Annotated in this window: 9 protein-coding genes and 1 tRNA gene; 7 read left to right on the top strand and 3 right to left on the bottom strand. The window is 65.8% G+C overall.

What is annotated here, in order from left to right; all coding sequences use genetic code 11:
* The first annotated feature begins 32 nt into the window (after window positions 1-32).
* From ftsY to ERC79_RS03430, 7 genes are all read left to right on the top strand, one after another.
* Window positions 33-1,433 carry a signal recognition particle-docking protein FtsY gene (ftsY, locus tag ERC79_RS03460; protein WP_131575750.1) on the top strand — a complete coding sequence of 467 codons (1,401 nt, stop codon included), beginning with the start codon at window positions 33-35 and terminating at the stop codon, window positions 1,431-1,433.
* A 193-nt stretch (window positions 1,434-1,626) separates the two neighbouring features.
* Complete coding sequence (locus ERC79_RS03455; RefSeq protein WP_131575748.1) at window positions 1,627-2,802, top strand: phosphodiester glycosidase family protein; 1,176 nt, start codon at window positions 1,627-1,629, stop codon at window positions 2,800-2,802.
* Window positions 2,803-2,949: 147 nt separating this feature from the next.
* Window positions 2,950-4,254, top strand: coding sequence for an ammonium transporter (locus ERC79_RS03450; RefSeq protein ID WP_207390418.1), 1,305 nt, complete (start codon window positions 2,950-2,952; stop codon window positions 4,252-4,254).
* Between the two features lie 52 nt (window positions 4,255-4,306).
* On the top strand, window positions 4,307-4,645 hold the full coding sequence (locus ERC79_RS03445; protein WP_131575746.1) for a P-II family nitrogen regulator: 339 nt from the start codon (window positions 4,307-4,309) through the stop codon (window positions 4,643-4,645).
* On the top strand, window positions 4,635-7,190 hold the full coding sequence (locus tag ERC79_RS03440; protein ID WP_131575744.1) for a [protein-PII] uridylyltransferase: 2,556 nt from the start codon (window positions 4,635-4,637) through the stop codon (window positions 7,188-7,190). The genes ERC79_RS03445 and ERC79_RS03440 overlap by 11 nt, the downstream gene beginning before the upstream one ends.
* A 112-nt stretch (window positions 7,191-7,302) precedes the next feature.
* The gene (gene ffh / locus ERC79_RS03435) at window positions 7,303-8,871 is read left to right on the top strand and encodes a signal recognition particle protein (RefSeq protein WP_131575742.1); all 1,569 of its coding nucleotides are present in this window, start codon (window positions 7,303-7,305) and stop codon (window positions 8,869-8,871) included.
* Between the two features lie 7 nt (window positions 8,872-8,878).
* Window positions 8,879-9,961, top strand: coding sequence for an amidohydrolase family protein (locus ERC79_RS03430; RefSeq protein WP_131575740.1), 1,083 nt, complete (start codon window positions 8,879-8,881; stop codon window positions 9,959-9,961).
* 8 nt (window positions 9,962-9,969) lie between these two features.
* On the opposite strand, the gene ERC79_RS03425 is transcribed toward ERC79_RS03430, so the two are convergent.
* From ERC79_RS03425 to ERC79_RS03415, 3 genes are all read right to left on the bottom strand, one after another.
* Window positions 9,970-12,969: a type I restriction endonuclease gene (locus ERC79_RS03425; RefSeq protein WP_131575738.1), complete on the bottom strand. Its 3,000-nt coding sequence runs from the start codon at window positions 12,967-12,969 to the stop codon at window positions 9,970-9,972.
* Window positions 12,966-14,591 carry an N-6 DNA methylase gene (locus ERC79_RS03420; RefSeq protein WP_131575736.1) on the bottom strand — a complete coding sequence of 542 codons (1,626 nt, stop codon included), beginning with the start codon at window positions 14,589-14,591 and terminating at the stop codon, window positions 12,966-12,968. Before ERC79_RS03420 ends, ERC79_RS03425 begins: the two co-directional genes overlap by 4 nt.
* Before the next feature lie 182 nt (window positions 14,592-14,773).
* Window positions 14,774-14,858: transfer RNA gene (locus ERC79_RS03415), tRNA-Leu, on the bottom strand.
* Window positions 14,859-15,029: the final 171 nt, after the last annotated feature.

The raw sequence follows: 15,029 nt of genomic DNA, 5'->3' as shown, positions 1-15,029 counted from the left end.
CGGGTCCGCAGGTCGCCTGACAGGATGTGGTGGTGACTACCGGAGCTTGGATTGCACTCGCGGCCGCGCTGGCCGTACTCGTTGTAGCGCTCGTCGTCGGCCTGACGCTGTACCGGCGACGGCGGATCAGCCTCACTGCCGCGCCCGAGAAGCCCGAGCTGACGGAGACCCCGAAGGACCGATCCGGGGGCTATCAGGCCGGCGGCGGCTTCAACTTCAGCGCAGGTCCGTCGGCGACCGCGCCGCCCAAGGCGCCGCATGCCGCGCCCGTCCCGCCCGTTGTCCCGACACCGGCCCCGGAACCGGTTGCCGAGCCTGCGCCTGCGCCTGCGCCTGAGCCGGTGGTCGAGCCAGAGCCTGCACCTGCGCCTGAGCCGGTGGTCGAGCCTGCGCCGACCCCGGAACCCGTTGTCGAGCCTGGGCCGACCCCGGAACCGGTTGTCGCGCCCACGCCGGTTGCCGAAGCCGAACCTGTCGTCGAGGCGGCCCCGGTACCCGTCATCGAAGAGATCGCACCGACCGAGGGCCGTCTGGACCGCCTTCGTGGCCGGTTGTCGCGTTCCCAGAATGCGGTCGGCAAGAGCCTGCTCGGCCTGCTCGGCGGCGGCGATCTCGACGAGGATTCGTGGGAGGAGGTCGAGGACACCCTGCTGATCGCGGATCTCGGCTCGGCTACCACCACCAAGGTCGTCACCCGTCTGCGCGAGCAGATGGCGTCCCGTGGCGTTCGGACCGAGGCCGATGCCCGTGCGCTGCTGCGCGAGGTGCTCGTCGAGGAGCTGCGGCCCGAGATGGATCGGTCGATCCGCGCGCTGCCGCACGGCGATCACCCGGCCGTGCTGCTCGTGGTCGGCGTCAACGGCACCGGCAAGACCACGACGACGGGCAAGCTCGCACGGGTTCTGGTTGCCGACGGGCGCCGGGTGCTACTCGGTGCAGCGGACACCTTCCGCGCAGCCGCTGCGGATCAGCTGCAGACGTGGGCGGAGCGTGTCGGCGCCGAGGTCGTCCGCGGCAAGGAGGGCGGTGATCCCGCGGCGATCGCCTTCGATGCCGTGGCCAAGGGCATCGAGAACGGTGTGGACGTGGTCCTCATCGACACCGCAGGCCGTCTGCACACCAAGACGGGCCTGATGGACGAGCTGGGCAAGGTCAAGCGCGTCGTCGAGAAGAAGGCGGCGGTCGACGATGTGCTGTTGGTGCTGGACGCGACCGTCGGGCAGAACGGACTCATGCAGGCCCGCGTGTTTGCCGAGGTCGTGGACATCACCGGCGTCGTGCTCACCAAGCTGGACGGCACTGCGAAGGGCGGCATCGTATTCCAGGTGCAGCACGAGCTCGGTGTCCCGGTCAAGCTCGTCGGACTCGGTGAGGGCGCGGACGATCTCGCGCCGTTCGAACCTGAGGCGTTTGTCGACGCACTTCTCGGATAGGGCCTACCTGTCCGCCTTGTCTGAACGTCCGCCCGGCTTGCCTGAAGGTGAATTTCGAAGGAATAACGGATAGAACGCATCTCATCAACAGGCCTCGGTAGCTGCTGTCTACTGAGGCCTGTTCGTGACTCCTCGGGGGAGCTGAGCGTGCTAGCGCCGCTCGGTCACGATGATTCGATCGTGGAGGCGTTCCGTGAAGAAGACGACCATCCGGAAGATTGTGAGTGCGGGGGCGGGGGCGGTGTCGCTCGCGCTGCTTGGGGGTTTCGTGGGCGCGGCGCCCGCGGCGGCGGATGCCTTCTCCGACGCCCGGGGCCGCCTGGACGGAGCGATCGCCGGCAGCGGCGGCGGACCCGTTGTGTACCAGTTCGGACCAGATTTCAGGCTCCCGATGCAGCGGGTGGACGGCAGCGTCTACGACATGGACACCGACAGCCGGTTGATCGTCGTCCCGGGTGCTTCACACTCGCCTTTGACATCGCAGCTGCTGGTCGACCGCGAGGTGGGCGACGCCGCCCGATGTGAGTCGAACGTCACCGCACTCGCCGGTGGGATCCGTCAGACGTCCGAGGTATACGCCCCTGTCGATGCGTGGCATCGGATGGGGAGGCCGGCAATTGCGATCAATACCAACTTCTTCGATGTGCGGCCGCAGGCAGACGGAACCACGTGGGCGCACAGCGGATGTTCGTCGCCCTTGGGCACCTACTACGACACTCACCTGGCGACGCGCAGTCTCGATTTCACCAAGTTTCGAGACCGCTACTTCGTCGGCTCGGAGGGACTCAGTGACGGCGCCGGTCAGGTGTGGTCGCCGTTGTCCACCTTCTTCATCGTCGATGACAATGTGCTCGATATCCCGAGGCCGGTGACATTCGAACTGCACGACGCGGAGGGCCCGTTCAGCAACGAGGCGACCAAACGTCGCGTCGATCAACTCGAGTTCGGGGGCCGGGAGTTCACCGCTTTCGCCGGTGTCAAACTCCGCGGACCGGGCGGTGACTTCGAGTTCGTGGACAACCCGATTCGCCGGGCCGCGCGCACCGCGATCGGATACGACAGCGATCGCGACCGGCTCTACATCTTCCAGGGCGGCTCCAACGGGGCCGGGGGTTTCACTCTCGGTAACGTCCAGGATCTGCTGCGGGCGCTGGGCGTCGACAAGGCGGTTGGGCTCGACGGTGGCGGATCGTCGGCGCTCGTGATGAACAAGGTCGCCGGAATTCCATGGGCGGGGCAGGGAATCAACGCGGGGATCCCACCCGTCGGTGCCTGCCCGCAGGCGCCCGATGCCTACTGCTCGCCCGGGGCGGCGCGGCCGGTTCCGGGTTGGTTGGGGGTGCAAATGGCGGAGAGTCCGGGCTCCTGAGGGCCCAAATTCCGTGTCGAAACGTCCACGAAACAAATTCCGGTAATGCGTTCACGTACGCGAAACAGTCGAGTGCCCTCCCGGAAACACCGAAAAACCACTCTTCTCGTATCGACGTGCTGACCGGCGCGCGAGAAGGAGGTTCAGGTGAGTCCCGACGAAGTGCTGGCGAACTCCGGCAATGCCGCATGGATGCTCATGGCAGCGTCACTGGTTCTGCTGATGACACCGGGAGTGGCGTTCTTCTACGGCGGCATGTCGCGGTCGAAGTCTGTTCTGAACATGATGATGATGTCGTTCGGAGCCATGGCGGTGATCGGCGTCGTGTACGTGCTGTGGGGCTGGTCGATGTCCTACGGAACTCAGGATATCGGCGGTGTGTTCGCCAATCCGTTCGAGTTCTTCGGGCTCAAGGACAGCATCACCGACGCAGACGGTAACTTCATCGCCGGCGCGTGGGGCTACCCGAACATCATCGATGTCGCCTTCCAGGTCACGTTCGCCATCATCACCACCGCACTGATCAGTGGCGCGCTGGCCGAACGCGTGAAGTTCGGAACGTGGATGGCGTTCTCTGCGATCTGGGTCACCGTCGTCTACTTCCCGCTGGCCCACATGGTGTGGGGCGGCGGCCTGCTCTCCGGCTCGGAGAAGGGACTTGCGGCCAAGATCTTCGGCACCACGGACGATGGTGAGGGCGGTCTGGTCGCGAAGGTTGCGCCGATCGACTTCGCGGGCGGCACTGTGGTTCACATCAACGCCGGCATCGCGGCGTTCGTGCTGGCGTTGATCGTCGGCAAGCGGATCGGTTTCGGCAAGACCGCTTATCGTCCGCACAATCTGCCGTTCGTGATGCTCGGCGCGGCGCTGCTCTGGTTCGGGTGGTTCGGATTCAATGCGGGCTCCGCTTTCGCCGCGGACGGTGCGGCCGGACTCGCCTGGGTGAACACGACGTCCGCGACCGCAGCGGCGATTCTCGGCTGGCTCCTCACCGAGCGCATTCGGGACGGTAAGGCCACCAGCCTCGGCGCCGCATCCGGTGCGGTGGCCGGTCTGGTCGCGATCACCCCGGCGGCCGGTGCCCTCAGTCCGATCGGCTCGCTCCTCCTCGGCGTCAGCGCCGGAATCCTCTCCGCACTCGCGGTCGGGCTCAAGTTCAAGTTCGGCTACGACGACTCGCTCGATGTCGTGGGCGTGCACCTGGTGTCCGGTCTGTGGGGCACGGTTGCGATCGGCCTGCTGGCGACCGAGACCGGTCTGTTCTACGGCGGCGACTACAAGCAGTTGGTGGTGCAGATCGTGATCGCGTTCTCCGCGCTGTTGTTCACTGCGGTCCTCACCGCGATCATCGCCTTCGCTCTCAAACCCCTGGGCTGGCGGGTCTCACGTGAGGTGGAGGCTCGCGGTATCGACGAGGGCGAACACGCAGAAACTGCATACGACTTCGCCTGACGTAATACTGATGGAAGACCGGGCACATGAGACTTTCCGAAGGGACACAGATATGAAGCTGATCACGGCGATCGTCAAACCGTTCACGCTCGAGGACGTGAAGACCGGGCTGGAGGAGGCAGGCGTGCTCGGCATGACGGTAAGCGAGGTCCAGGGATACGGTCGGCAGAAGGGCCATACCGAGGTCTATCGGGGCGCCGAGTACTCGGTCGACTTCGTTCCGAAGGTTCGGGTGGAAGTCGTCGTCGACGAGGCGGCAGTGGACAAGGTCGTCGAGGTCATCGTCGAGGCCGCCCGGACCGGCAAGATCGGTGACGGCAAGGTCTGGGTCACACCGGTGGAGTCGGTCATCCGAGTCCGAACCGGCGAACGGGGTGCGGATGCACTCTGACCCGTACGGGTCCGCTGTCGACGGCCCTGATCCTGTCGCCACTACGGCGACCGGATCGGGGCCGTCCGTGTCGGGAGACCCGTTGTCCGGCAGCCGCGGCGAGGTGGACGATCTCGCCCGGGCGCGTGCCCAGCTGCTCGCCGGTGGATCCAGGAATCATCGGCTCGACGCCCCCTCGCTGCGACACGCGCTGGTGGACCTGCACGAGTTCTGGCTCACCACAAAGGGAAACGAGCTCGGTATCCGACCGGACTCCGGATTCGCGATCGTGGCGGTGGGCGGCCTCGGGCGCCGCGAGATGCCGCCCTATTCGGATCTCGACCTGATTCTGCTGCACGACGACGTCGATCCCGCGCTGGTGGCGGAGGTTGCGGATAACCTCTGGTACCCGTTGTGGGACGCGCACATCAAGCTCGACCACAGCGTGCGGACCGTGCCGCAGGCGCTGCAGGTGGCGGCGACAGACCTGACCGCTGCGCTCGGCATGCTCGAGGCCCGGCACATCGCCGGCGACGTCGAGCTCAGCCATCTGCTGATCGGCGGTATTCGGCGGCAGTGGCGCACAGGAATTCGCTCCCGCTTCGATGAACTCGTCGCGCAGGCTCAGGCCCGGTGGCAGCGCAGTGGACAGATCGCACACCGCGCCGAACCCGATCTCAAGAGCGGTCGGGGTGGCCTGCGGGACGTGCAGTTGCTCAATGCGTTGTCCATCGCCCAGCTCACCGACGGAATGCCCGGGTTGGGCCCCGATTCGCCGGGCGGTGGCCTGGCATCGGCGCACGGCCGGCTGCTTGACGTGCGCACCGAACTGCACCGGGTGGCCGGGCGGGCCCGCGACCAGTTGCGCGCCCAGGACGCCGACGAGATCGGCGCCGCGCTGCGGATCGGCGATCGGTTCGACCTGGCTCGAAGCCTCAGCGACTGCGCTCGCACCATCAGCTACTCGGTGGACGTGGGCATTCGCACGGCGAACAATTCGCTTCCGCGTCGTGGACTTTCGAAACTGCGCCGGGTTCCGGTCCGCCGCCCCCTCGACGAGGGTGTGGTGGAGCATGGCGGCGAGGTGGTGCTGGCTCGTGATGCCAGGCCGAGTAAGGACCCCGGCCTGGTGTTGAGGGCAGCGGCCGCGGCCGCGCAGAACGGGATGCCGATCTCGGCTTCGACGCTGAACCGATTGTCCGACAATGCTCCCGAGTTGCGAGAGCCCTGGCCCAAGGGTGCGGTCGGCGACCTTCTGGTGCTGATCGGTTCGGGTGCGCGGGCGATTTCGACGATCGAGGCGCTGGACCGGACCGGCCTGTGGGGCCGGCTGCTACCGGAATGGGGCGCGGTGCGCGATCTGCCACCGCGGGATGCGGTGCACACGTGGACCGTCGACCGGCATCTGGTGGAAACTGCAGCGCAGGCCAGTGCATTGACCACCCGGGTGGCCCGGCCGGACCTGCTGGTACTCGGTGCGCTGCTGCACGACCTCGGCAAGGGACGCGGCGGCGACCACAGCGAGGTCGGCGCCGGCCTGGCCATCCAGATCGGCACGCGGCTGGGTTTGTGGCCGACCGATGTCACGCTGCTGTCGGAGATGGTGCGCCATCACCTGCTACTGGCTCAGACCGCGACACGGCGAGACCTGGACGATCCGGCAACTGTGCAGTCGGTCGTCGATCGCCTGGGCGGTGATCCCGTCCTCCTGGAACTGCTGCACGCGCTCGCCGAGGCGGACTCGCTGGCAACCGGGCCGGGTGTGTGGGGCGACTGGAAGTCGTCCCTGATCGGTGAGCTGGTGCGGCGGTGCCGTCTGGTGATGGCGGGGGAGGCCCTGCCGGTGCCCGATCCGATCGATCCCGCGCACATCGAGATGGCGGCGGATGGTGGAGTACACGTCGCGCTCGACCCGGGGAGCGCGACGCATACGTACGTGGTCACCGTCGTCGCGCCCGACACACCGGGACTGCTTTCACATGCAGCCGGCGTCCTGGCGCTGAATTCGCTGCGCGTGCTGTCGGCGTCGCTGGGCAGCTACGGCGGGTCCGCGATCAACTCATTCGTCGTCGCCCCGCGTTTCGGTGTTCCGCCGCAGGCCGGTCTGCTGCGGCAGGAGCTGATCCGGGCGATCGGCGGCGAGATCGACGTCCTCGCACTGATCGACACGAAGGAGCGGGAGGCGCGCGGGAACGAACCTCTCGTGGACCGGACCGGCGCGGCCGTGCCCGTTCAGTACGCACAGGCGCCGCCCCGGGTGATCTGGTTCGACGTGGGCGGTCCGGGGGGCTCGCCGGGGCAGGTGGAGCCGGGCCAGGTGATCGTGGAGCTGCGGGCCGAGGACCGGTTGGGCCTGCTCAGTCGGCTGGCGCGGGTGTTCGAGCGAAACGGTGCCGATGTGCGCTGGGCGCGGGTGAGCACGCTGGGAGCGTCGGTGGTCGATGCCTTCTGCATCGCGCTCACGAACGGCGACACCAGGGCCGCACGGGAGGAACTCGAACGCGCGATCCTGGCAGTGGTCCCGGCGCCCGAGCCGAAGACGGAAGACGGCGCAGTGCACACCTGACCCGGCCGCGGACCGCGTCGTTCAGGGTTGCCGCACGGCTGCACCCGATCGAGCGGTTACCCTGGACCCGAGAATGTTCACGAACTTCGCTTAGAGCTCAGGAGCGCACCCGGTGTTCGAATCCCTTTCCGACAGGTTGACCGGAGCCCTCAAGGATCTGCGTGGCAAGGGTCGACTCTCCGGAGCCGACATCGATGCGACATGCCGCGAGATCCGGCTTGCGCTCCTCGAAGCCGACGTGGCCCTGCCCGTCGTCCGTTCCTTCATCGCCAAGATCAAGGAGCGCGCCAAGGGCGCCGAGGTCTCCGGCGCGCTCAATCCCGCGCAGCAGGTCGTCAAGATCGTCAACGAGGAGCTCGTCGGCATTCTCGGTGGTGAAACGCGTCGTCTGCAGTTCGCCAAGACACCTCCCACCGTGATCATGCTGGCCGGTTTGCAGGGTTCCGGCAAGACGACGCTGGCCGGCAAGCTCGCGAAGTGGCTCAAGGACCAAGGACACACCCCGCTGCTCGTCGCGTGTGACCTTCAGCGGCCAGGGGCGGTGACCCAGCTGCAGATCGTCGGTGAGCGCGCCGGCGCAGCCGTGTTCGCGCCTCATCCCGGCACGTCCATCGGCGGCGGCGACAATGCCCTCGGCGTCTCGGCCGCCGACCCGGTCGAGGTTGCCAAGGCCGGTGTCGAGGAAGCGCGTTCCAAGCAGTACGACGTGGTCATCGTCGACACCGCCGGCCGCCTGGGTATCGACTCCGAGCTGATGGCACAGGCCGCGGGGATCCGCGACGCCGTCCAGCCCGACGAGACGATCTTCGTGCTCGATTCCATGATCGGCCAGGACGCGGTGAGCACCGCGGAAGCGTTCCGTGAGGGCGTCGGTTTCACCGGCGTCGTGCTCACCAAGCTCGACGGTGATGCCCGTGGTGGTGCCGCGCTGAGCGTCCGGGAGGTCACCGGCGAGCCGATCCTGTTCGCGTCGACAGGCGAAAAGCTCGAGGACTTCGACGTCTTCCACCCCGATCGCATGGCCAGCCGGATCCTCGGCATGGGCGACGTGCTCAGCCTCATCGAGCAGGCCGAGCAGGTGTTCGACGCCAAGCAGGCCGAGGCCACCGCCGCGAAGATCGGCTCTGGTGAGCTGACCCTCGAGGACTTCCTCGAACAGATGATGGCCGTGCGCCGGATGGGACCGATCGGGAACCTGCTCGGCATGCTGCCCGGTGCGGGGCAGATGAAGGACGCTCTCGCCAACGTCGACGAGAAGCAGCTCGACCGAGTCCAGGCGATCATCCGCGGCATGACGCCTGCGGAACGGGAGAACCCGAAGATCATCAACGGCTCCCGTCGCCTGCGCATCGCGAACGGCTCGGGCGTGAAGGTCTCCGACGTCAACCAGCTCGTCGAGCGCTTCTTCGAAGCCCGCAAGATGATGGCTGCTATGGCCGGACGGATGGGCATGCCCGGTGCGCGTAAGCAGCTCAAGGGCAAGAAGGGGAAGAAGGGCAAGAAGGGGGCCAAGGGCCCGACGCAGCCCAAGATCCGGGGCGGGTTCCCGGCGGGTCTGCCGGGTATGGGTGGGATGCCCGCCGGCATGCCGGACCTGTCCAGCATGCCGAAGGGCCTCGACCAGTTGCCGCCGGGACTCGAGGGCATCGACCTGTCGCAACTGAAGCTGCCCAAGAAGTAGACCTGCAGTGACGTCGTATCACCTGCGTGGCACCGGTCTGCCCGACGAGCAGCCGTTCGAGCTGTGGGTGCACGAGGGCCGGATCTCGTCGGAACCCGTCCCGGGGGCGCAGACCCTCTGCACGGACGGCTGGATCCTGCCCGGTCTGGTCGACGCCCACTGTCACGTCGGGATTCGCTACGGCGGCGGGATCGAGGACCAGACCGGTTCGCTCGCGCAGGCGCGGACCGAACGGGACGCCGGTGTCCTGCTGATTCGAGACGCCGGCTCACCGGTGGACACTCGCCCGCTCGACGAGGTGCCGGGACTGCCGCGGATCATTCGCGCGGGACGGCATATCGCGATGCCCAAGCGGTACCTCCGCGGTTTGCCGGTCGACCTCGAGCACGAGTCGCAATTGCCCGACGAGGTGGTGCGGCAGGCGCGTGCCTGTGACGGCTGGGTAAAGCTGGTCGGGGACTGGATCGACCGGGAGACCGGCGATCTCGCGCCACTGTGGAGTGACGGCATCCTGGTGGAGGCGATTGCGGCCGCACATCGCGAGGGTGTGCGTGTCACCGCCCACGTCTTCGGCGAGGACGCGCTGCCCGGACTCATCGGTGCCGGGATCGACTGCATCGAACACGGCACCGGGTTGACGGACGCGACCATCGCGATGATGGCCGAGCGCGGTACCGCCTTGGTACCGACGCTGATCAACATCGACAACTTCCCGGAGATCGCGGACGGCGCGGCCCGATACCCGATTTACGCCGCGCACATGCGGGACCTGTACGCCGGGGTGGCAGAGACTGTCGGCGCGGCCCGCGATGCGGGTGTTCCGATCTACGCGGGCACCGACGCCGGCGGACACGTGCAGCACGGCCGCATCGCCGACGAGGTCGCATCTCTCGGCAAGATAGGAATGACGCCGACCGAGGCTCTCGGGGCTGCGTGCTGGGATGCCCGGCGCTGGCTCGGCGGCGAGGGTCTGGAACCGGGAGCTCCCGCAGATCTCGTTGTTTACGAGCAGGATCCGCGTACGGGTCCGCATGTGCTGGCGGAGCCGTCGCTGGTGTTGGTGGGTGGGCAGGTCGTCAGGCGGCGGTGATTCGCCGGTTACATTCGCTCGACAGGGTCTATGTGCAGAGACGCAACGTCATCGGCGCATAGGTTCCAGCGCGCAAGGAACAGGTTTTCGATCTGTCGCTTCACGTTGTCTATCTTCGCCTTGTGCTGGGTCAGCTTCCGCTCCGCAACGGCGGCGGTTCCGGAGTGCAACTCGCGCAATGTCACGGTGGCGGATGCGACGTCGTCATGGAACTTCATGTCGTGGGGGTCGGTGAAATCCAGTCGCGGAACGGGGACGTCCTTCATGACGGCAGTGCCACGGGCCACGTAGCCACCGCGGAAGGCGCTGCCACGCTTGCGAAGGAAGCACTCGATGGGCCGCTGATCGAGCAGCGCGAGGATGAAGTCCAGAGAGTAGTCGAGGTCGCGTGGGTACAGTGCAACCTCGCCGGCTGTTCCCCCCGACTGATAGACAATCCCGCTGGTGTCGAGCCCATACTTGTCGCCGCGCTGGTTCGTCGAGTAGAAGATCTTCGGCGCCCTGGTGCAGTAGCCGATCGCCTGCGTGCGGCCGTACACGTAGAAGGCCTTCGCGCGCGCATCCGGGGGTACATTCCGCTCATCCAGTTCAGCCCTGTGAGCGGTGAGATATCGGTGGGCCAGTGGAAATTGCCTTCGGAGTTCGGTCTCGGGGATCACTTCGAAGCCGGACGAGTTCTGCGCGGTTGATGCAGGCTTGTACGGGAAGACGATGCGGGCATCCGCACGCACCTCGAAGTGGGAGCGGACGCCACTGGAATCGTCGAGGTAGGGGCGAGTGACCGCCTCCTCGATTCTCCAGGTCTTGCCGTCCTTGGTGAACTCCACAATCCCGTGCGACGTCGTTGGCTCGGTGATTACATAGACCGGATTGAGACTCGTCTGGACACCGTTGCGGGCCTCGACAACCTGGCCCAACGGAATCGAGTTGTCGTGGATCCTGGCCAGGACTCGTTCCTCGGGGCCATCCGCGGGTAGCACCCACGGGCCATCGGTCGCCACGGGGAGATGTCGGTCGTCAAGGATTCTGCGAGCACCGGTGCCGGTGACGAAGTCCTCGATCGAGGCGGGCTCAGAATACTCGAAACCCGTTGCAGCGGAACGTTTGGCGACAAGGCTGCAGATGTAGATCGACTTCTCGTCGAACACCTGGGCGTGTCGGAAGTTGGCCAGGCTCCTGACGGTCACCGATGTGCGAAGCATCGACCGGAAATGTGGCCCCGCTTCGAGCGTCATCCATTTGTTGGGAATCACGACGCCGAGTACTCCCGCGTCGTCGAGGTGGTCGACAGCGAACTCGACGAAGGCGAAGTACTTGTCGAACTGCTTGTGGACCGTCCGGTAATGCTCCTTGAGGTAGGCGAACTCCCACTTGTCGTACGATTTCATCTGCTCGGTGTTCATATACGGCGGATTGCCCACGATGAGGTCGAATGAGGTGGGTAGCCCAGCCCACGCCAGTTCGATCGGCTGGGTCACCTCCTCTGCCCCAGGAGGGGCGGCTGTCGGCATTGTGCGTACGAGCGTGTTTCCGTGGACGATGTTCGTGCTGAGATCCGGCAGGATCCCGCGCTCACGGGTCGGGAGTGTGTCTCGACTCTCGTCCTCGAGAAGGCGGACCAGCAGTCCGAACCGGGCGACTTCCACCGCATTGAAGTCGATATCGATACCGAAGCAGTTGTCGACGAGCAGAGTCCGCTTCGCCTCGAAGGACAACCGATACGATTCCCTTCCGACCTTCACCAAGCCGGGGCGGTCACGCAGTGCGCTTCGTCGGATCACATCGCGGTCGATCAACTCGTCGAACACGGACATGAGGAATCGGCCGGACCCGACAGCGAAGTCGAGCACCTTCGGCACGTCCACGTCGACTTCCTCGATTGCAGCCCGGACCGTCGAGGCGACCAGCAGCTGGGGAGTTGCCACGACGTCGCGCTTGGCGTATTCGCGCTTCGGGTTCAACCGAACGGTGCGGCGGCGACCGGCCGTTGCGATCGCCAGATACTCGGACAGCGACGACTCGTAGACGTGGCCCAGGAAGTCGGAATCGAGGACGGCGAACGAGAAGGGCGAGCGGGGCGCGTAGAGGTCGTCGACGATGGACTCGAGAGTGGTCGCGTCGACCAGAACTACGGGATCGTCGGGGGAGTCTGCCGCCCGGAACAGGCCAGTGTCGTAGCGTGCATCGAGACGTCTGAAAAGGTCGACGACATCAGTGGTCTTGCCCTTGAACGCATTCCGAAGTACTCCTTCGCCCTCGATCCCGCGGTCCTCGCACATGCGGACGAAGATGAGGCGATTGAGGATGCGCTGGACGGCGTCGTTGATCTCGGCTTCCGTGATCGCCGTGTTCCGGTCGATCAGGCTTTGTCCGAGCGCCAGACGCCACTTGTCGAACTGTTCGACGAATCGTCGGTCGGCCGGTAGAAATGCCCTGGCCCGCGTCACATCGAACTGCTCGATCCACGCGGGGTCATGAACGGCCTCGCGGCCGATGAGACGCTCGATTGCGTCCCAGTTCTCGATTAGGAGTTCGTAGTCGCATTCGAATCGGAGTGCGGTGTCGGCGGTGTCGTCGGGGCCGACTGGCACGCTCGTGTCGAAGATCCGGATGTGACGAAAGTTGGTCAGCACGGCGATCGGGTGCCGTTTGGTCCAGCCGTACGCACGGGTCTGTGTGACCGCATCCATGTCGGTGAGGATGTTCACCGAGGGCCTTTTCGCCTCCACGTACACCCGGGCCGACCCATTGACGCGCAGGGTGTAGTCAGGTCGCTTGCCGGCGCTGTTCTCCCGCTGCTGGCTTTCCTCGCGGACAACTTCACGCTTGGAAGGGGCAAGCCCGTGCAGGTTTTCGACGTCCCAGCCGAACGCGCGCAGTAGCGGGTCGATGAACTCACTGCGGGTGTCCGCCTCGAGGTACTTGCTCCGGATGTCGGTGTAGTGGTCGAAGCCGGCAGCGAACTTGTCGGCCAGTTGCCGGGCGCGGATCTGCTCGTCGCTCGTCATGCTGCTCGGGCTTCGCGCTGCCGTCGATTCATCAGTCGCCGGCGGGCCCCTTGAATCACGCTGATGTCATCGCGAGACATTCCCACCTGTGTCAGGACGATCTGATCCTGGGCATCGAGTATCCGGTCCACACTCTCCCCGGCCCGGAACAGGTGATCGAGCCGTGTCAGTTCGGTTGGACCGACGTTGACGATCGGGACGAGAAGTGACCTGATTTCGGAGGGCACCAGTTCGAGTACTCCGCCGCCGTAGGTGCGGCCCGCCATTTCCGAACTGAGTGCTGTCAGTGAGTTGAAGAACCCTGCTGTCAACACTTCCGGCGACAAATGACTGTCGACGCGGTAGGCCGTGTCGGTGGTGAAGGCGCCCATCTCGTTGGCGATGAGCCGCGGCGCCTCGTGAGTGCGTTTCAGCAGACCCATCGCTGCAGTTCCCACGGAGGGCACGTCGTACCAGGGGGTGCGGATTCGGCATTTGTACCGAAGGTGGAGCCCCTCGGCCTCGCCCTTCTGAATGTATCGCTGCGCTCCTGGAGGCAGTTGCCCGAAAGGGACGGAACCGAAGTGGAGAAAGTTCGTCGGCTGGCCATTGCGCGCGTTCTCGCGGTGGACCTCGGCGGAGTAGATCGTTCCGGGACAGTGGTTGCTCCGCCCGAACATCGGTCTGGCGAAGTCCTGCAATTCGTACTCCTCGACCACCGAATCCGGGACGAGGAAGAACTTGTTGGCGCCGGTGACGATGCCTACTCGCACGCTGGCGACCTCATCGAAACGGCGGATCGACGGAAGTTCTCGTACCCGAGCCAGTACGGCCTGTTCAGTGGCGGTGAGGAGGGAGGCCATCCACTTCTCGGCCGATCGGGCAGTGGGCGCGAACGGTGCGGCCTCGAAGTAGTCTCCGGGATCGCTGTCGAGGAACCCGCTCTGCGCCTCATGGACGACGGCGAGCCCGCAGTTCTCGTGCTCGGCGTCTTTGCGCTTCACAGCCATGAGCAGGACCGTCCGCTGCAATGCTTGATCGAAGATGAGTTCCTGCGGATCGATCAGGAGAACCTTCGAGCATTGTTCGAGGAGGAACAGTCTGAGCCCGCCGGCGTGGAGGACATTCATCAGCTCGGCTGGAACGACCATCGCCAGTCGGCCGCCCGGCGCGAGACGATCCAGACTGTCGACAATGAAGGGTGCCCAGGCATTCAGGTGCTTGGTGAAAGGCAGGCCGTGGCGAGCGTAGAGATCCCGTGCCAGGTGCTGGGTTTCCGCATTCAGGAACTGGTAGCGAATGTAGGGCGGGTTACCCAGTGCGACATCGTATTGCGTGACCCCCGACCGCTCGGCGAAGACCAAGAAGTCCGTAGTGAACACGCGGTGCCGGGCGTTCTCGTGGCCGAGGACGTGCTGAGCCTTGGCAGCCTCATCTGGGTCGAGTTCCACACCGTGGACGATTGACGGTCGGCTGCTCTGTTCGAGAATGGCTCGGAGAAAGGCGCCGTCGCCGCAGCTAGGTTCCAACACCGAGTCGCCACCACCCGCGAGGGCCCACCTGGTCAGGAAACGGGCAATGGGAGCCGGCGTGTAGTAGCCGCCGCGAAGCTTGTCGTATGTCTGCTCGCTCTTGAACTTCATCTACGAATCCCGCTCCGACCTTCCAGTTGCGTGCTCGCGGCAACGCTACGCGAACCCGCCGACACCCATGCGGGTGATCGGCGTCCTGAATCGACCAGCGGTGACCGGGAACCCTTGCGGTGCTCGTGAACCCGGGCGCGATGCGGACCGGTGCGAGATTGCGGGATGCGCAGAATCTCGTGTGGTGCGCGAGGGGGGACTTGAACCCCCACGTCCTGAGACACTGGAACCTAAATCCAGCGCGTCTGCCAATTCCGCCACTCGCGCGAGCGATGTCAGACTACGCCACCTGCAAGCGGTCCCGTTCGCCAGGATCGGGCGGGCGCAGGTGACCTCCGGTGACCTGGCGCTCCAATGACCCAACCCTCCAGCGATCTCGTCCGGTTCGGCACCGCGATTTCCGGCTTTGGCTGGCCACCGCACGGTATGAGGCCAGCC

It is taken from the genome of Rhodococcus sp. ABRD24 (genome assembly GCF_004328705.1).
Classification (GTDB): domain Bacteria; phylum Actinomycetota; class Actinomycetes; order Mycobacteriales; family Mycobacteriaceae; genus Prescottella.
Note: the sequence above shows the minus strand (reverse complement) of the source record. Positions and strands in the feature narration are given on the sequence as shown.

What these genes read in the sequence shown, in the direction of transcription:
- ERC79_RS03425 (WP_131575738.1), bottom strand. Translation starts at nt 12,969, where the DNA reads ATGACGAGCGACGAGCAGATCCGCGCCCGGCAACTGGCCGACAAGTTC.
- ERC79_RS03440 (WP_131575744.1), top strand. Translation starts at nt 4,635, where the DNA reads ATGCACTCTGACCCGTACGGGTCCGCTGTCGACGGCCCTGATCCTGTC.
- ERC79_RS03445 (WP_131575746.1), top strand. Translation starts at nt 4,307, where the DNA reads ATGAAGCTGATCACGGCGATCGTCAAACCGTTCACGCTCGAGGACGTG.
- ERC79_RS03420 (WP_131575736.1), bottom strand. Translation starts at nt 14,591, where the DNA reads ATGAAGTTCAAGAGCGAGCAGACATACGACAAGCTTCGCGGCGGCTAC.